The 17,420-nt window shown below is 58.4% G+C and carries 14 protein-coding genes; 4 read left to right on the plus strand and 10 right to left on the minus strand.

Annotation, left to right across the window (positions count from 1 at the left end; all coding sequences use genetic code 11):
• Positions 1-143: 143 nt before the first annotated feature.
• Together CRO46_RS09045 and CRO46_RS09050 are read right to left on the minus strand one after the other, a co-directional pair.
• Positions 144-2,054 (minus strand): propionyl-CoA synthetase, encoded by a 1,911-nt coding sequence (locus tag CRO46_RS09045; protein WP_097107676.1) that lies wholly within the window; start codon positions 2,052-2,054, stop codon positions 144-146.
• A gap of 137 nt (positions 2,055-2,191) precedes the next feature.
• On the minus strand, positions 2,192-2,863 hold the full coding sequence (locus CRO46_RS09050; RefSeq protein ID WP_425479255.1) for a YggS family pyridoxal phosphate-dependent enzyme: 672 nt from the start codon (positions 2,861-2,863) through the stop codon (positions 2,192-2,194).
• Positions 2,864-3,068: 205 nt separating this feature from the next.
• Between CRO46_RS09050 and leuS the strand changes: the two genes are divergently transcribed.
• The 3 genes from leuS to holA all read left to right on the plus strand — a co-directional run bounded on the left by leuS (position 3,069) and on the right by holA (position 7,343).
• Positions 3,069-5,699 carry a leucine--tRNA ligase gene (gene leuS, locus CRO46_RS09055; RefSeq protein ID WP_097107109.1) on the plus strand — a complete coding sequence of 877 codons (2,631 nt, stop codon included), beginning with the start codon at positions 3,069-3,071 and terminating at the stop codon, positions 5,697-5,699.
• On the plus strand, positions 5,686-6,189 hold the full coding sequence (locus tag CRO46_RS09060; protein WP_097107111.1) for a hypothetical protein: 504 nt from the start codon (positions 5,686-5,688) through the stop codon (positions 6,187-6,189). Before leuS ends, CRO46_RS09060 begins: the two co-directional genes overlap by 14 nt.
• A gap of 125 nt (positions 6,190-6,314) precedes the next feature.
• Positions 6,315-7,343, plus strand: coding sequence for a DNA polymerase III subunit delta (gene holA, locus CRO46_RS09065; protein ID WP_097107113.1), 1,029 nt, complete (start codon positions 6,315-6,317; stop codon positions 7,341-7,343).
• Positions 7,344-7,367: 24 nt separating this feature from the next.
• On the opposite strand, the gene CRO46_RS09070 is transcribed toward holA, so the two are convergent.
• From CRO46_RS09070 to hemE, 8 genes are all read right to left on the minus strand, one after another.
• On the minus strand, positions 7,368-8,258 hold the full coding sequence (locus CRO46_RS09070) for a ParB/RepB/Spo0J family partition protein (protein WP_097107114.1): 891 nt from the start codon (positions 8,256-8,258) through the stop codon (positions 7,368-7,370).
• A gap of 34 nt (positions 8,259-8,292) precedes the next feature.
• A complete protein-coding gene (locus CRO46_RS09075; RefSeq protein ID WP_097107116.1) occupies positions 8,293-9,087 on the minus strand; it encodes a ParA family protein in 795 nt (264 codons plus the stop codon).
• Positions 9,088-9,104: 17 nt separating this feature from the next.
• Positions 9,105-9,740, minus strand: a complete 636-nt coding sequence (gene rsmG, locus CRO46_RS09080; RefSeq protein WP_097107118.1) for a 16S rRNA (guanine(527)-N(7))-methyltransferase RsmG — start codon at positions 9,738-9,740, stop codon at positions 9,105-9,107.
• A gap of 1 nt (position 9,741) precedes the next feature.
• Positions 9,742-11,622, minus strand: a complete 1,881-nt coding sequence (gene mnmG, locus CRO46_RS09085) for a tRNA uridine-5-carboxymethylaminomethyl(34) synthesis enzyme MnmG (RefSeq protein ID WP_097107120.1) — start codon at positions 11,620-11,622, stop codon at positions 9,742-9,744.
• A gap of 154 nt (positions 11,623-11,776) precedes the next feature.
• On the minus strand, positions 11,777-13,102 hold the full coding sequence (mnmE, locus tag CRO46_RS09090; RefSeq protein ID WP_097107122.1) for a tRNA uridine-5-carboxymethylaminomethyl(34) synthesis GTPase MnmE: 1,326 nt from the start codon (positions 13,100-13,102) through the stop codon (positions 11,777-11,779).
• 43 nt (positions 13,103-13,145) lie between these two features.
• Positions 13,146-14,411, minus strand: coding sequence for a transcription termination factor Rho (rho, locus tag CRO46_RS09095; RefSeq protein WP_097107124.1), 1,266 nt, complete (start codon positions 14,409-14,411; stop codon positions 13,146-13,148).
• Between the two features lie 197 nt (positions 14,412-14,608).
• Entirely contained in the window at positions 14,609-15,154 is a 546-nt protein-coding gene (hemJ, locus tag CRO46_RS09100) for a protoporphyrinogen oxidase HemJ (protein ID WP_097107126.1), read from the minus strand.
• Complete coding sequence (gene hemE / locus CRO46_RS09105) at positions 15,151-16,191, minus strand: uroporphyrinogen decarboxylase (RefSeq protein WP_244577833.1); 1,041 nt, start codon at positions 16,189-16,191, stop codon at positions 15,151-15,153. The genes hemJ and hemE overlap by 4 nt, the downstream gene beginning before the upstream one ends.
• 377 nt (positions 16,192-16,568) lie before the next feature.
• Here hemE and CRO46_RS09110 point away from each other — a divergent pair, with 377 nt between their 5' ends.
• Positions 16,569-17,390, plus strand: coding sequence for a pyruvate, water dikinase regulatory protein (locus tag CRO46_RS09110; RefSeq protein WP_097107684.1), 822 nt, complete (start codon positions 16,569-16,571; stop codon positions 17,388-17,390).
• Positions 17,391-17,420: the final 30 nt, after the last annotated feature.

Raw genomic sequence — 17,420 nt, forward strand, 5'->3', positions numbered from 1 at the left:
CTTTCTCAGAGCCCCACGCCTCGTCGTTTGAAAGCGAACAGCTGCTCCAACCGGTCTTTTTCAAGCTGGGCCTCGGAAATCACATGGATTTCGATCAGGTCCTTAGCGAAACGGCGGGACATTGACGTGGACGGGTGACGAGGTCAATCGCTCTTCCTGGCGATCCCGCGCTTTGTCAGAACTTCGTGAATCTCGTCGAGAACACCCGGATCGTCGATGGTTGCGGGCATGTTCCACGCTTCGCCATCGGCAATTTTCTGCATGGTGGCGCGCAGGATCTTGCCCGAGCGTGTTTTCGGAAGCCGCTTGACGACCATCACCGTCTTGAAGGCGGCGACGGGCCCGATCTGCTCGCGCACCAGCTTGACCACTTCTGTCTCGATCTCCTCATCGCTGCGGCCGTGCTGGTTGTTGATGACGATGAAACCGGCGGGAATCTGGCCCTTCATAGGGTCGGCAATACCGATCACCGCGCATTCCACCACATCGGGGTGCTCGGACACCACCTCTTCCATCCCGCCCGTCGACAGCCGGTGGCCTGCCACGTTGATGATGTCATCGGTGCGCGCCATGATGAACAGATAGCCGTCCTCATCTACGAAGCCTGCATCGGCGGTCTTGTAGTAGCCGGGAAACTCCGACAGATAGGCTTGCCGGAAGCGCTCCTCGGCATTCCAGAGCGTCGGCAGGCAGCCCGGCGGCAGCGGCAGCTTGACCACGATATTGCCCAGCGTGCCCGCGGACACCTCATGTCCTGCATCATCGAGCACCTGCACGTCGTAGCCCGGCATCGCCACCGCGGGCGAGCCGTATTTCACCGGCTTGAGGCCCAGCCCCATCGGATTTCCGGCGATCGTCCAGCCGGTTTCGGTCTGCCACCAGTGATCGATCACCGGCACCTCGAGCATCTTCTCGGCCCAGTGAATGGTGTCCGGGTCCGCCCGCTCGCCCGCGAGAAACAGGGCTCGGTAACCGGAAAGGTCGTACCGTCCGACGAGACTGCCTTCCGGATCTTCCTTGCGAATCGCGCGAAAGGCGGTTGGCGCGGTGAACAGCACCGCAACCTTGTGTTCGGAGATGACCCGCCAGAAAGTTCCCGCATCGGGCGTACCCACCGGTTTGCCTTCAAAAACGATGGTCGTGTTGCCATGCAGCAGCGGTGCATAGACGATGTAGGAATGGCCGACGACCCAGCCAATGTCCGAAGCTGCCCAGAATGCTTCGCCCGGCTTGACGCCGTAGATCGCGTGCATCGACCAGTAGAGCGCCGCCATGTGGCCGCCATTGTCGCGCACCACACCCTTGGGCTGACCGGTGGTGCCTGACGTGTAGAGAATGTAGAGCGGGTCGGTGGCCTTGACCGGCGTGCAGGGGGTCTTGCGGCCGGCATTGGCCTGGAGCAGCTCCGCATAGTCGAAGTCCCGGCCTTCGATCAGCTCGCAGCCTTGCTGTTCCCGCTGCAGCACAATCGTCGCCTCAGGCTTGTGGCGCGATTGCTCGATCGCTGCATCCAGCAACGGCTTGTAGGCCACGATCCGGCCCGGTTCGATACCGCAGGAGGCACTGACGATCAGTTTGGCCTCGCTGTCCTCGATCCGGGTGGCAAGCTCATGCGCGGCGAAACCGCCAAACACCACCGAATGGATGGCGCCAAGCCGGGCGCAGGCCAGCATCGCCACGATCGCCTCGGGCACCATTGGCATGTAGATGACAACCCGGTCGCCCTTGCCGATCCCCTTGTCCGCCATGGCGCCGGCAAAGGCCTCGACTTCGGCGAGCAGTTCCGAATAGGTGATCGAACGCTTGGTGCCGGTAATCGGGCTGTCATGGATCAGGGCGGCCTGTTCACCGCGGCCGGCGGCCACATGCCGGTCAAGACAGTTGTGGCAGGTATTGGTGATGCCGTCCGGATACCAGCTGCCATACACGCCCTGATTCCCATCGAAAGCCCTCCCGGGCTTGGTGAACCAGTCGATCGCCTCCGCCTGCTCCATCCAGAACCCTTCCGGGTTCTTCTGCCAGCCTGCGTAGACCTCACCGTAACTGCTCGCCATGACCATCTCCTCCATGCTCCTCGGCGCGGCACTCCCATGCCGCACACCTCCACCCGGAAAGCCGAATGCGCCGCACCCTAAGCCTCAGTCCTCGCCGCGAAAACTAGACCTTGGGCTAGGTCTGCCCGTCAAATCGATTAGCGCGCGCCGAATATCGCTGAACCGACCCGGACTTCCGTTGCACCGAAGCCGATCGCCGTATCGAAATCATCCGACATGCCCATAGACAGCGTCTCGATACCGTTCTCGCGGGCAAGTTTGCCGAGCAGCGCGAAGTGCGGTCCCGGATTTTCGTCCACGGGCGGAATGCACATCAGGCCGCTGATCGTGAGCCCCAGTTCGGACCGGCACAAGGCAATGAAAGCAGCCGCTTCATCGGGTTCGATGCCGGCCTTCTGCGGCTCCGAGCCGGTATTGACCTGGACATAGAGAAGCGGGTGCTTGTCCTGTTTCCTGATCTCCTTGGAAATCTCCCTGGCAATCTTCTCCCGGTCAACGGTCTGGATCACGTCAAACAGCGCCACCGCATCGGCGGTCTTGTTGGATTGCAACGGTCCGATCAGATGCAGCTCGATTCCGTCGGTTCCAGCCTTCAGGTCCGGCCATTTCGATTGCGCCTCTTGGACCCGGTTTTCACCGAAAACCCGTTGTCCCGCCTCGATCACCGGTGTGATCTCTTCTGCAGGCTTGGTCTTGGAAACCGCCACCAGCCGCACCGCGCCCTCTTTCCTGTTTGCGCCGGCTTCCGCCGCGGCAATGGCCGCCCTTACCGTCTCCAGGTTTTCCCGTGCACTCACACTGCGCTCCATTCGCTTGCCAATAATTCGCTTCTTGGTGTTACCCCAGCCCACTGTCCTTGCCAATTGAGCCAGACTGCGCTTTCCGCCGCAGCTTACCCGCCGGGAACCGCCAATCGCCCTGTTCTTGGGCGCTATAGCCGCTCAATGGTTGACGCTTGCCGGGTTTCATGGTGAAGGTCGCGACAAAATCTGACAGGTTTTCTGGTGATCCTTTATGGCAATTGAACGATACAATCCCAAACAGGCGGAAACCCGCTGGCAGCGCGTGTGGGACGAGGCGCGTATTTACGAGACCGACAACGGCAGTTCGGACCCGAAATACTACGTGCTCGAGATGTTCCCCTATCCGTCGGGCCGGATTCACATGGGACATGTGCGCAACTACGCCATGGGCGATGTCGTCGCCCGTTACAAGCGCGCCAAGGGCTTCAATGTGCTCCATCCCATGGGCTGGGACGCCTTCGGCATGCCGGCCGAGAACGCCGCGATCCAGAACAAGGTTCACCCGCGCGACTGGACCTATGCCAATATCGACGCCATGCGCAAGCAGCTCAAATCGATGGGCCTGTCGCTCGACTGGAGCCGCGAATTCGCCACCTGCGACGTCGACTATTACAAACAGCAGCAGGCGCTGTTTCTCGATTTCCTCAAGGCCGGCCTGATCTATCGCCGCAATTCCAAGGTCAACTGGGATCCGGTCGACATGACGGTGCTGGCCAATGAGCAGGTCATTGACGGCCGCGGCTGGCGCTCCGGCGCTCCGGTCGAGCAGCGCGAACTGACTCAATGGTTCTTCCGCATCTCCGATTATGCCGAGGATCTTCTGGCTTCTCTCGACGAATTGGACCAGTGGCCGGAAAAGGTTCGGCTGATGCAGAAGAACTGGATCGGCAAATCCGAGGGTCTGTCACTGCGCTGGGAGATCGCCGAACCGGCAGAAGCCGGCGGCGCAACCGATATCGAGGTCTACACCACGCGGCCCGACACCCTTTATGGCGCTTCGTTCCTGGCTATTGCCGCGGATCATCCGCTGGCCAGGGAACTGGCTGCCAAGGATCCGGCAGTGGCCGCGTTCTGTGACGAATGCCGCCGCACCGGGACCTCGGTGGCAGCGCTTGAAACAGCCGAAAAGACCGGCCTGAAGACTGCCATCAACGTAATCCATCCGCTTGATCCTGACTGGACGGTTCCGGTCTATATCGCCAATTTCGTACTGATGGACTACGGCACCGGCGCCATCTTCGGCTGCCCCTCCGGCGACCAGCGCGACCTTGATTTTGCCCGCAAGTACAATCTGCCGGTCACCCCGGTGGTAATGCCTGCCGATGCGGATGCGGCCAGCTTTGTCATCACCGACACCGCTTATGTCGGCGATGGCGTGATGATCAATTCGCGCCATCTCGACGGCCTGACGCCTGACCAGGCGTTTGATACCGTTGCTGAACAGCTCGAAGCCCGGACCCTGGGTGATGCACCGCAAGCTGCCCGCAAGACCAATTTCCGCCTCCGCGACTGGGGCCTGTCGCGCCAACGCTACTGGGGTGCCCCCATACCGGTAATCCATTGCGACGATTGCGGTGCAGTTCCTGTGCCGGCTAAGGACCTCCCGGTCCAGCTGCCTGATGATGTCACGCTGGACAAGCCGGGCAATCCGCTCGATCACCATCCGACCTGGAAGCACGTCAATTGCCCGAGCTGCGGCAATGCAGCCCGGCGGGAAACCGACACGATGGACACATTTGTCGATTCGTCCTGGTACTTCGCCCGTTTCACCGCGCCGCGCCACGACACGCCAACCGATCCATCGGTTGCCAGCGCCTGGCTGCCGGTTGATCAGTATATCGGCGGCATTGAGCACGCGATCCTGCATCTGCTCTATTCGCGCTTCTTCACCCGCGCCATGCAGAAGACCGGCCACGTGGACCTGAAAGAGCCGTTCCGTGGCCTGTTTACGCAAGGCATGGTGGTTCATGAGACCTACCGCACGGACAGGGGCGGCAAGGGCGAGTGGGTTCCTCCGGCTGACGTGGAGATCGCAGAAATCGATGGTGTCCGGCAGGCCAAACACGCCAAGACCGGTGAAGCACTTGTCATCGGCTCCATCGAAAAAATGTCGAAATCGAAGAAGAATGTCGTCGATCCTGACGACATCATCGACAGCTATGGTGCTGATACTGCTCGGTTTTTCATGCTTTCCGACTCACCACCGGACCGTGACGTGATCTGGACCGAAGCCGGCGTTGAAGGCGCGCACCGCTTTGTTCAGCGGGTTTGGCGCTTGCTGGGCGAAGCAGCACCCGAACTCGACGCCGTCGAGGCTCAGATCGGTGTTTCCGGCAAGGCTCTCGAAGTCTCCCGCATCGCCCACAAGACGGTCAAGGCTGTTGGCGAGGACATCGAGAAACTGGCCTTCAACAAGGCCGTGGCCCGGCTTTATGAATTGGTCAATACGCTGGCAGGACCACTGACGGATGTCGCCGCAGGCAAGGCGGATCCGGACCTCAAGGCCGCCTGCAAGCAGGCTGCAGGCATGCTGGTTCAACTTATTGCACCAATGATGCCGCATCTGGCCGAAGAATGCTGGAAATTGCTCGGCAATGACGGCATGGTGGCAACCATCGCATGGCCGGATTTCGATCCCAGCCTGGTTACGGATGAACAGATCACCCTGCCGGTTCAGATCAACGGCAAGAAACGCGGCGAATTGACAATTGACCGCAATGCCGACCAAGCTGCGGTCGAGAAGGCTGTATTGACACTGGACTTCGTTCAAACCGCACTGGGCGGCAATCCGCCACGCAAACTCATCATCGTACCCCAGAGGATCGTCAATGTTGTCGTTTGAAGTTTGCGGATGGGACAGCAGAGCAAGGGTACTTGCAGCCCTGCTCGGCCTCGGGATGCTGGCCGGTTGCCAGGCGCAGCCGCTTTACGGTTCCATGCAAGACCAGCAACAATCCGTCTTTGTGTCGGAGGCCGATAGCAGGATAGAACAGGTGGTCCGCAATGAGCTGGTACTCGGCTTTGGCGGTGAACAGGCCAACAGCACTTACACTCTTGATCTGGTGGTGACTTCAACAACCGCGGGCTTGTTGCCCGGCGGGCTCGACAACGAGTTCTCAGCTGCCCGCACCACCGTGACAGCAGCTTATGTACTGAAATCAGCGAGCACCGGCGAAGCAGTCAAGTCCGGTACCCGCTTCGCTGATGCGCAACTCGATCTGCCTTCACAGAATTTCGCCCAGGAAAGAGCCAAGCTAGAAGCGGAAGATCGCGCTGCACGGCAAGTTGCGAACCTGGTGCGCGCCGACATCGCGGCAGCCCTCGCACGCTAGGCACTCGGCGTTCACTTGCCGGGTTGAATGCTGAACAACAGGCGTCGTTAGGGGATAACTCAACCTCGCGCGCGAAGTAACCTGTTTGCGCGGCGCCTTATTTTGAACCGGGACTCAGAGGCGGCATGGCACAGCTCAAGAACCATGAATTCGCCGGATTTGTCCGGCGCGAAGGGACACCTTACCGAATCGTGCTTGTCTATGGTCCCGACCGGGGGCTGGTCTCGGAACGCTCCGCCGAAGTGGCCGCCAAAACCGGGGTCGATCTCAAGGATGATTTCTCCGTTCTCAAGCTTGAATCTTCAGATCTGTCCAGCGATCCTGGGCGGCTGGCCGATGAATTCGGTGCCATTAGCCTGTTCGGAGGAGACCGCCTGGTCTGGGTCAAGAATGCCGGCAACGAGCGCGGGCTTGTACAGGCCGTCACAGCTCTGGTTGACGCGGAACCGGGATCTTCCCACCTGCTGATCGAGGCAGGGGACCTGAAAAAGGGCAGCGGCCTGCGCAAGGTCGTTGAGAACGCCCGCACGGCGCTGGCCATTCCCTGCTACGCCGACGACGCCAGAGGCATACAGGCGCTCATTGACGAGGAACTCGGCAACGCCGACCTGACCATCCAGGGGGAGGCGCGCCAGCGTCTCACCCAATTGCTTGGCGGGGATCGCTTGGCGAGCCGTAACGAATTGAAAAAACTTGCACTTTACTGCCATGGCAAAGGTACCGTCACTGATGACGATGTTGTCGAGGCCATTGGCGACGTCGCGGCCCTCTCGGTAGATGATGCCGTTGATGCCGTGTTCTCCGGTGATCCCGTTCGGCTGGAAGCAGCATTGGAGCGGATTCTCGCGTCGAAGACATCCGTCTTCCTGGTGCTGCGCAGCTGTATCATGCAGTTTGAGCAGCTCGACGCCATGCGCTCGCTGGTCGAAAATCACGGGCGCCAACCGGCCCAGGCCTTGACCGAAAGGGGGCGCGGCATCCACTTCAAGCGAAAGCCGGTGGTCGAACGCGCCTTGCGCCATTGGCGGCTGGAAGCCATCAACCGGGAAATGCGCCGGCTCTCCGATGCCGTGCTCGACACCCGGCGCAGGCCGCAGCTTGAAGCCTCCATTGCCCGGCAGGCTCTGCTGAGAACTTGCCTGCTAAGCCGCTAGGCCGCTTATCACTGCACTATCGTGCTATTTCTCGCCCAGAAGCCGGCAAAGCTCGTCAAGTTGTTCAAGCGACTTGTAGTCGATCCGCAACTGGCCGCCCTGTCCCTTGTGGGCCAGTTGCACCTTGAGCCCCAGCACGTCGGAGAGGCTTCGTTCCAGCGCCAGTGTGTCGGCGTCCTTCTGATCGGAACGGCTCGACTTGGTTTCCAGCCCTTCCGGCTTACTGCTCTGATCAGCATCCTTCTGAGCCAGCTTCTCCGCATCGCGCACCGAAAGGCCCTCGTCGGCAATCTTGCGTGCCAGGCCGACCGGATCCGAGGTCGAGACGATGGCGCGGGCATGGCCCGCCGACAACGCTCCTTCCGCCAGCATGCTGCGGACTTCGTCCGGCAGTTTCAGCAAGCGCAATGAATTGGCCACGTGACTGCGGCTCTTGCCAATCACTTCTCCAAGGTCGTTCTGGGTGTAGCCATAATGGGCAATCAGCTGCTCGTAGCCCTGCGCCTCTTCCAGCGCATTGAGATCCGCACGCTGGACGTTTTCCACAATGGCGATTTCCAGCGCGGTGCGGTCGTCCACATCGCGCACGATGACCGGAATTTCCACCAGGCCGGCCATCTGTGCGGCACGCCAGCGGCGTTCACCGGCAATGATCTCATAGCGGTCATCGCCACCGCGGCGGACCATCACCGGCTGCACGATCCCGTGCTGGCGGATCGAATTCGACAGATCCTCAAGATCAGCCGGGTCGAAGCTTCTGCGCGGGTTCCGTGGATTTCGGCTGACATGCTCGATCGGCACTGTCCGGTCCGCCGAAACATTGGGTTTCGACGGGGATTGCGCCGGCTGGTCAATTTCTCCGATCAGGGCCGCCAAACCACGACCGAGGCGCTTTCTATTTACATCGTCCGACATTGTCATATCCATCTTCGCAGCTCGACCGCTCGGGTCAGGCAGCCTTACGATTGCGTTCGCGTTGAATAACTTCGGAGGCCAGCTGCAGATAGGCCTGGCTGCCGGCACATTTTAGATCATAGAGTATCGCCGGCTTTCCATAGGAGGGCGCCTCGGAAACCCGCACATTCCGGGGAATGAGGGTCCGATAGACCTTGTCTCCAAGATGCGAGCGGACATCCTCGACCACCTGCAGCGCAAGATTATTGCGCGCATCATACATCGTCATCACGATGCCCTGGATGTCGAGTGTCGGGTTAAGTGAGTCCCGGACCTGGCCCACTGTTTCCAGCAGCTGGCTCAGACCCTCGAGCGCAAAGAACTCGCACTGCAGTGGCACCAGGATCGAATGCGCTGCCGCCATGGCATTCATGGTCAAGAGGTTGAGTGAGGGCGGACAGTCGATCAGCACATAATCGTAATGCTTGGCATCATCTCCCTGCAGCGCCTTCTTGAGCTTGAAAACCCGATCCGACATTCCCGAAATTTCCATTTCCACCCCGAGCAGATCCATAGTCGAGGGAATTATGCTCAAATGAGGCACGGCCGTCTGCCGCACGGTTTCAGCGACAGTCGCGTTTTGCGTCAACAGGTCATAGGCCGAAACGCCACGATCCTTGCGATCGATTCCCAGCCCGGTACTGGCATTGCCCTGCGGATCGATATCGACGATCAACACTTCCTCGCCGATCGCCGCAAGGGCGGTGGCGAGGTTGATTGCGGTTGTGGTTTTGCCCACGCCGCCTTTCTGGTTGGCGATGGTGATGATCCGGTTCTTCGAATGGTGCATCGAAAAGGGTCCGCGGCTTAGTTACGCTTGGATAGATTGCTGACCTCCAGGATTGCCGATCCATCCTGTGCCAGACTTTGATGTTCTACCAGATCGAAGACCCAATGGTCACGCGCTGATCTCACTTCTTCCCGGTAATCCAAGCCTTTGTGAAACCAGATCTGCAAATCTGGGTTTTTCTCAAGAAACAGGGAACTGTATTCGAGCAGTTCCGTCAGGGATGCAAGCGCCCGCGCCGAAACTGCTTCCAAACCCTCCAGTTTTTCCGCTGCAGCCTCGATCCGAGTCGGGTGCACGCTCGCTCTGGCACCGGTTTCAAGAATCACTTGACGCAGAAATGCGGCCTTTTTGTTGTTGCTTTCGACGAGATGGACCCAGCCGGCTTCTCTCTCACGCAGACAAATGGCGGTCACCAGCCCCGGAAATCCTGCGCCACTCCCCATGTCAACCCATGTCAATGGTTCCGGTTTCAGGCGAAAAAGCTGAAGACTGTCGAGAACATGCCGTTCCCAAAGCTCTGGAAGAGTCTTGGGTGAAATCAGGTTGATCGACGCCTGCCATTTTCGCACCAGATCGCTGTAGAGCCGCAACTTGTCCCATGTTTCACGTGAAACAAATTCGCTCTCCGCGAAATTACTATTTGCCTCTGTCACGTTAGACCGCCGCAAATCTGTCGGTAGGATCTCCGGACTGGTGCTTGCGCAAATGTGCGAGGAGCAAAGCGATAGCCGCGGGTGTCATTCCCTCAATCCGTTCAGCATGCCCGATCGAGGGCGGCCGAACCTTCTCGAGCTTGGACCGAAGCTCATGTGAGAGACCAGGGAGCCTGGAATAATCAAAATTCTCGGGAATCTTTCGGCTTTCTTCAAGCTGGCGTTGCTCGATTTCCTGCTTCTGCCGATCCAGATACACGGCGTAAACCGCATCTACCGCCGCGGCATTCAGGATTTTTTCCCCATGGTGACCGAGCTCTGGCCAGATCTTCAAGATACGCTCAAGATCGATATCAGGATAGGAAAGTAACTGGAACGCCGTACGCCGTATGCCATCCTTGTTCAACTTCAGCCCATGCTTCAACGCTTCACTTGGTGAGAGACTCCGTGCAGACAAATCATTCAAACATTTCGTCAGCGAATCGAAATAGGTCTCGAACTTTACTCGGCGCTCCGAAGAAACACATCCCAGCTCGGTCGCTTTCTGCGTCAGCCGTAGCTCTGCGTTGTCGGCCCGAAGCGAGAGCCGATACTCTGCCCTCGATGTGAACATGCGGTACGGTTCACTGATGCCCTTGGTGGTAAGATCATCCACCATGACGCCGATATAGGAATCTGTCCGGCTGAACAGACACGGCGCCCGACCCTGAACCTGCAGCGCGGCATTCAAACCTGCGACCAATCCCTGGGCCCCGGCTTCCTCATAGCCCGTCGTGCCGTTGATTTGTCCGGCGAGATAGAGACCGCCGATATTCCTTGTTTCCAGCGTTTGCCGCAATTCGCGCGGATCGACATGGTCATATTCGATCGCATAGCCCGGCTGAATTATGCGGACATTTTCCAGACCGGGAATCGTCCTCAGAAATGCGTCCTGAACTTCTTCCGGCAGCGATGTCGAGATTCCGTTGGGATAGACAGTTGAATCGTCGAGACCTTCCGGCTCGAGAAAAATCTGATGACCGTCACGTTCGCCGAAGCGAACAATCTTGTCCTCGATGGACGGACAATAACGCGGACCGACCCCTTCGATCTGCCCGGAATACATAGCGGAGCGATGTATATTCTCCTGGATGATGCGATGAGTCCGCTCAGTCGTCCTGGTGATACCGCACCGGATTTGCGGAACCTCTATCCTTTCGGTCAGGAAAGAGAAGGGGATCGGTTCTGCATCCGCTTCCTGCCACTCCACCAGGTCCCAGTTTATCGTATCGCCGTCGAGGCGCGCTGGAGTCCCGGTCTTCAATCGGCCCATCTGAAAGCCTGCGCGTTCCAGGGTCTCCGACAGTCCAAGCGACGGTTCCTCGTTCATCCGCCCGGCCGGAATTTTCCGGTCACCTATATGGATCAGGCCACGAAGGAAAGTGCCTGTGGTCAAAACCACTGCAGAGGTATCTATCCGCCTTCCGTCTTTCAACAGAACCGCTGTGAGTTGATTGCCATCAACTGCCAGATCATCCGCCTCAGCCTCTATGATATCTAGGTTCGGCGTCGCCTTGAGAAGGGTTTGAATGGCCTGCTTGTAGAGCTTCCGGTCTGCCTGTGTCCGGGGACCCCATACGGCCGGTCCCTTGCGCCGGTTGAGCATTCTGAACTGGATACCGGATTGATCGGCTGCCTGGCCCATCAGACCGTCCATGGCATCGATCTCGCGCACGAGATGGCCTTTGCCAAGCCCGCCGATGGCGGGGTTGCATGACATGGTACCGATGGTGTCTATCTTGTGTGTCACAATCGCAGTTTTGGCACCGAGCCTTGCGGAAGCTGCTGCTGCTTCACTGCCGGCGTGACCCCCGCCAATTACAACGACATCATATTTCATCATCTATCTCCGCGAGACTGACTGCTTGGCTACGCTCTTTCGCTGAGTCAAGGGGTTTGTTTCACGTGAAACGCGAACCAGGATATGGCGGGCTCAGCAGATCCAATGTTTCACGTGAATCACCATCCCAAGCTTGTAGCAGATTGTTTCACGTGAATCATTTTCCGACGCAGAATTCTGAAAAAATCACACCGAGAAGGTCTTCGACATCGACATTGCCAGTGATCTTCCCGAGCGCATGCGCCGCACTCCGGAGATGCTCGGACCTCAGCTCAATAGGGAGGGTTTCGCTGGAGATGGCGGCACTCAACTCTTCCTCGCATTTCCGCAAATACTGGACATGCCGGGTGCGGGTCGGAACATTATCGCCGTTCGCCGGGTGAATGGCTGACAATCGCCGACCAATAAGTGCGATCAGCTGATCGAGTCCGGATCCCGCCAGGCTGGAGACCAGTACATCAGTCTTCTCGATGGTTGCGGGTTGTTCCTCCAGGAGATCCGACTTTGTCCAAACGACCACCGTGGGACTATCGATCACCGGATTCGCTCCTTGCTGTTCGATCAATGAACTCGAATCCCGAAGTTCCAGCACCAGATCGGCACTATTGGCGGCCGCCAAACTGCGGCGAATACCTTCCTGTTCGATACCGTCGTCCGAAGATCTCAGCCCTGCCGTATCCTGCAGCAGCACCAAGTGCCCGCCAACATCCAGTCGTACTTCGACAATGTCACGTGTTGTCCCGGGTTGATCAGAAACGATAGCGACATCCCTTTGGGCCAGCGCATTCATCAGCGAAGATTTGCCGGCATTTGGAGCACCGATCAATGCCACTCGGAAACCGTCGCGGACAACTTCACCGCTTCTTGCTTGCAACAAGTGGTCCGTAAGCTCGGTTCTGAGTTGTTCCATGGATGGCCAGATACGAGCTGCCACCGAGCCCGGAATGTCCTCTTCGTCCGAAAAATCCAGTTCGGCTTCAATCATAGCCCGTGCATGGGTGATGCGTTTTGCCCAGCTATCGTAGATATCACGCAACCGCCCATCGGCCTGACCCAAAGCCTGGCGCCGCTGCGCTTCGGTTTCAGCGCGTATCAGGTCGGACAGGCCTTCCACCGCAGTGAGATCCATGCGGCCGTTCTCGAACGCTCTTCGTGTGTATTCTCCCGGTTCCGCCAATCGGTATCCGGGCAAGCGCGAAAGAAGATCAATCACCGCCGAAACCGATGCGCGGCCGCCATGAATGTGAAACTCTGCGACATCTTCGCCGGTAAACGATCTCGGACCCGGAAAGAACAGCACCAAGCCCTGGTCCAGTTCCATGCCCTGCTCATCCCTTAGACGCGCTAAAACTGCTTGTCTTGGCGGGGGGATTGAACCCGATATCGTTTCGAGTCCGAATCGAACGCCCGGCCCCGATATCCGGATAACCGCGACACCGGCAGGCGGCGCGCCCGAGGAGAGGGCAAAAATGGTATCCCGCATTATCGTACCGGTTTCGAATCGAATCGGTTAATTGCGCGACTTATCAGGTGTTCATGGAATCGAAGAAGTCGCTGTTGGTCTTGGTCTGCTTGAGCTTGTCGATCAGGAATTCGATTGCATCTGTGGTCCCCATCGGGGCCAGAATCCGGCGCAACACAAAGATCTTTTGCAGATCCTGTTTCGGAACCAGCAAATCTTCCTTGCGGGTGCCGGACTTGAGAATATCCATAGACGGGAAAATTCTCTTGTCTGCAACCTTACGATCAAGCACGATTTCGGAGTTGCCGGTGCCCTTGAATTCCTCGAAGATCACTTCATCCATGCGCGAACCGGTATCGATCAGTGCGGTTGCAATAATGGTCAGCGAACCGCCTTCCTCGATGTTACGCGCGGCGCCGAAGAAGCGCTTCGGGCGCTGCAGCGCATTGGCGTCGACACCACCGGTCAGGACCTTGCCCGACGAAGGCACCACGGTGTTATAGGCCCGGCCCAGGCGGGTGATCGAATCGAGCAGAATGACGACATCGCGGCCATGCTCCACCAGCCGCTTGGCTTTCTCGATAACCATCTCGGCCACCTGCACGTGACGGACGGCCGGTTCGTCAAAGGTCGAGGCCACAACCTCACCCTTGACCGAGCGCTGCATGTCGGTGACTTCCTCCGGACGCTCATCGATCAGGAGAACGATCAGATAGCAGTCGGGATGATTGGCGGTGATCGAATGGGCAATGTTCTGCAGCAGAACCGTCTTGCCGGTACGCGGTGGTGCCACGATCAGGCCGCGCTGCCCCTTTCCGATCGGAGCAACAAGGTCGATCACCCGGGCGGAAATGTCCTTGGTGGTCGGATTGTCGATTTCCATCTTGAACCGCGTGTCAGGATAGAGCGGCGTCAGATTGTCGAAATGCACCTTGTGGCGGATCTTCTCCGGATCCTCGAAATTGATTGTGTTGACCTTCAGGAGCGCGAAATAGCGTTCGCCTTCCTTCGGCCCGCGGATCGGTCCTTCGACAGTATCACCTGTCTTCAGCGAAAACCGGCGGATCTGCGACGGAGAAATATAGATGTCATCCGGACCAGGCAGGTAGTTGGCGTTGGCAGATCGCATGAAACCGAAGCCGTCCTGCAGGACTTCAACCACGCCCTCACCAATAATTTCGACCTCCTGCGCAGCGAGTTGCTTGAGGATCGCAAACATCAACTCCTGCTTGCGCATTACGCCCGCATTTTCGACTTCAACTGATTCGGCAAAAGCCAACAGGTCGGTCGGGGTCTTGTTCTTGAGCTCTTGAAGCTTCATTTCCTGCATGGGAAATCCAAATTCTTTTTCTGTAGACAGGGGAGTGGCAGGCATATGCGATCCGGCATTTGAATGCCGGCCAGACTGGTACTGGCGCCCGCCATAGAAGACGTTGCCTGCTAGATAGCGATTCACGTGAAACCTAGCAAGCCCTGCACCACCAGAATCTGGCGCTTCATCCGGTCGCATGCCTGCAAGTGATCAGATCAGGCAAACGGTTTGATAACCACCATGATGACCACAACGATCATCAGCACCGTCGGTACTTCGTTCGCCATCCGCCACTGGCGCGCCGTCATCGTGTTTTGGCCGGCCGCAAACCGTCTTGCAGCACGGCTCAGGAACACATGGAAGACGGTCAAGCCAATCACTGCCGCGATCTTGATCCAGAGCCAGACGCCGAGAAACGCGAAACCGCTCCAGGCCAGCCACAGCCCAACGACCCAGGACACCATCATCGCCGGGTTCATGATCACCTTGACCAGGCGCTGCTCCATGATCACGAAGGTGGCCGCAGGTTCCCCCGTCGCATCAGCATCGGCGTGGTAGACGAACAGACGTGGCAGGTAGAACAATCCGACCATCCAGGAAATCACGGCCACGATATGCAACACCTTGAGCCAGCCGTAGAGCCAGGCCGGTTCGAACCACCAGGCAACAAGGGCAAGCAGGACAACGGCGCTGATGCTGGCATAGGCCTTTATCCCGGCCTTCCGGCCTTCCTGCCGGCTTGTCGCCCGATCCGTGCTCACTTCGCGTTCGCTCCGCGAACCCGTTCAATCAACCGGGTGACATTTCCCGGATCCGCCTGCGGTGTGATGCCATGACCGAGATTGAAGATCAGCGGCCCGTTGCCGAGCGTCTCCAGCACCTCGTCGATGCCTTCATCGAGCGCCGTGCCGCCGGCCACCATCCGAAGCGGGTCCAGATTGCCCTGCACCGCTCCCTGCGCCTGGATTTGCCGCGCAAGATTCTTCGGAACTGTCCAGTCGAGACCAACGCAGTCAATCCCCGTGGCCGCCCGATAATTTTCCAGCAACGCACCGGCGCCTTTGGCGAAACCAATGACCGGCACGCCGGGCCGTTCCCTGCGGATCCGGTCGACCATGTGTTTCACCGGCGCGATCGAATAGCGGGCAAAATCACGCTCGGAAAGAACACCCGCCCAGGAATCGAAGATCTGCACCGCATCGGCACCGGCATCGATCTGCGCGATCAGGTAATCGGCGGAGAGGTCCGACAAGAGCCTCAAAAGCGTCGTGAACTCTTCCGGATGCTGCATGGCAAACAGTCGGGCAGGGGCCTGGTCAGGCGTTCCTTTTCCGGCAATCATGTAAGTTGCAACCGTCCATGGTGCACCGCAGAAGCCAAGCAGCGTGGTTTCGGCAGGTAGCTCTGCTCTCAGCCGCCGGACAGTCTCATAGACAGGAGCCAGATGCGTGTGCAGGTTCGACGCATCAAGCGTGGCGATGGCCTCGGGAGAAATCGGATCCATCAAGGGTCCCGTGCCTTCGACAAATCGCACGTTTCTATCAAGCGCATCCGGAATCACGAGAATATCGGAAAACAGGATCGCTGCATCAAAACCAAACCGTCGGATCGGTTGCAACGTCACCTCGACGGCCAGATCAGGTGTGTAGCAGAGATCGAGAAATCCCTTGGCCGTTTTTCGCGTGGCCCGGTATTCCGGCAGATACCTCCCTGCCTGCCGCATCAGCCATATCGGAGGAGGGAAGACGGTTTCACCGGCCAGCACCCTCATCACCTTGCGATCACCGGATTTCGTCATCCACCACTTCCTTAAATAAATCCTTATTGAAAAGGATTCTGATTCTATGACTCTGTGTTTTCAGGGGATTGAGATTTATCCACACGCCATCCACAGCTAGCTCATATAACGGGGGATGGCGCGCAAGGCGAATCTGAATTGCTGACAAGCACTATCAGCCTTCGAATTGCCACACGATTCCAGTGGTCTACCGAAACCGTCGAAACCCAACCTCCAAATCCCGGATTGAAGTTTTCCATTCTCTCCCGGAATCAGAACCGAAATTCTTCCCCAAAACGGCCATTGTGGAAAACCCGGTGGGTTATCCCTTGCAATCGCAAGGCCGGGATCGCTACTTCAAGCTTATCCCGCTTTATCAACAGCCCCCGGAGAATCCTGTGGAGCAGACCAAAAACTATTTTCATCTGCATCTGATCTCCGATTCGACCGGCGAGACCCTCATGGCGGCCGGCCGGGCGGCGGCGGCCCAGTTCCAGGGCGCCCAGGCGCTCGAGCATGTCTACCCGCTGATCCGGACCCGCAAGCAGCTGTTTGCCGTGCTCGATGCCATCGACGGCGCCCCCGGTATTGTTCTCTACACGATTGTAGACGCCGAACTTGCATCGATCATCGAACTCAAATGCCGTGACATGGGCCTGCCAAGCGTATCCGTGCTCGAGCCGGTCATTAACGTGTTCCAAACCTATCTCGGAGCTCCATCACGCCGCCGTGTCGGTGCCCAGCACGCCATGGGCGAGGAATACTTCAAGCGGATCGACGCTCTGAATTTTACCCTCGACCATGATGACGGCCAGTTGCCGCTGGATTTCGACGAAGCTGATCTGATCATCCTGGGCATCAGCCGGACTTCGAAAACGCCGACCAGCATCTATCTGGCCAATCGCGGCATCAAGACGGCCAATATCCCGATCGTTCATGGTGCCCCGCTTCCCGAAGGCTTGCATGCGGCAAAGAAACCGCTTGTCGTCGGTCTTGTCGCCTCCGTCGAGCGCATATGCCAGGTCCGGCAGAACCGTGTGTTGGGATCGACCACCGGATATCAGGGCGAGCATTACACCGACCGGGCGCTGATCAATGAAGAGCTGAAATACGCCCGCTCGCTTTGCGAACGCAATGGCTGGCCGGTGATCGATGTCACACGACGCTCGATAGAGGAGACCGCAGCCGCTATTCTTGCTTTGCGCCCGAAGTGGCGTTAACCCCAACCCTACCGACCGGCCCCGTATCAG

The organism is Parahoeflea halophila (assembly GCF_900220985.1).
In the GTDB taxonomy this organism is placed as follows: Bacteria; Pseudomonadota; Alphaproteobacteria; order Rhizobiales; family Rhizobiaceae; genus Hoeflea; species Hoeflea halophila.

What these genes read in the sequence shown, in the direction of transcription:
- mnmG (WP_097107120.1), bottom strand. Translation starts at nt 11,622, where the DNA reads ATGATGAAATATGATGTCGTTGTAATTGGCGGGGGTCACGCCGGCAGT.
- CRO46_RS09045 (WP_097107676.1), bottom strand. Translation starts at nt 2,054, where the DNA reads ATGGCGAGCAGTTACGGTGAGGTCTACGCAGGCTGGCAGAAGAACCCG.
- rho (WP_097107124.1), bottom strand. Translation starts at nt 14,411, where the DNA reads ATGCAGGAAATGAAGCTTCAAGAGCTCAAGAACAAGACCCCGACCGAC.
- CRO46_RS09060 (WP_097107111.1), top strand. Translation starts at nt 5,686, where the DNA reads ATGTTGTCGTTTGAAGTTTGCGGATGGGACAGCAGAGCAAGGGTACTT.
- holA (WP_097107113.1), top strand. Translation starts at nt 6,315, where the DNA reads ATGGCACAGCTCAAGAACCATGAATTCGCCGGATTTGTCCGGCGCGAA.
- CRO46_RS09070 (WP_097107114.1), bottom strand. Translation starts at nt 8,258, where the DNA reads ATGTCGGACGATGTAAATAGAAAGCGCCTCGGTCGTGGTTTGGCGGCC.
- leuS (WP_097107109.1), top strand. Translation starts at nt 3,069, where the DNA reads ATGGCAATTGAACGATACAATCCCAAACAGGCGGAAACCCGCTGGCAG.
- mnmE (WP_097107122.1), bottom strand. Translation starts at nt 13,102, where the DNA reads ATGCGGGATACCATTTTTGCCCTCTCCTCGGGCGCGCCGCCTGCCGGT.
- CRO46_RS09075 (WP_097107116.1), bottom strand. Translation starts at nt 9,087, where the DNA reads ATGCACCATTCGAAGAACCGGATCATCACCATCGCCAACCAGAAAGGC.
- hemE (WP_244577833.1), bottom strand. Translation starts at nt 16,191, where the DNA reads ATGACGAAATCCGGTGATCGCAAGGTGATGAGGGTGCTGGCCGGTGAA.
- CRO46_RS09050 (WP_425479255.1), bottom strand. Translation starts at nt 2,863, where the DNA reads ATGGAGCGCAGTGTGAGTGCACGGGAAAACCTGGAGACGGTAAGGGCG.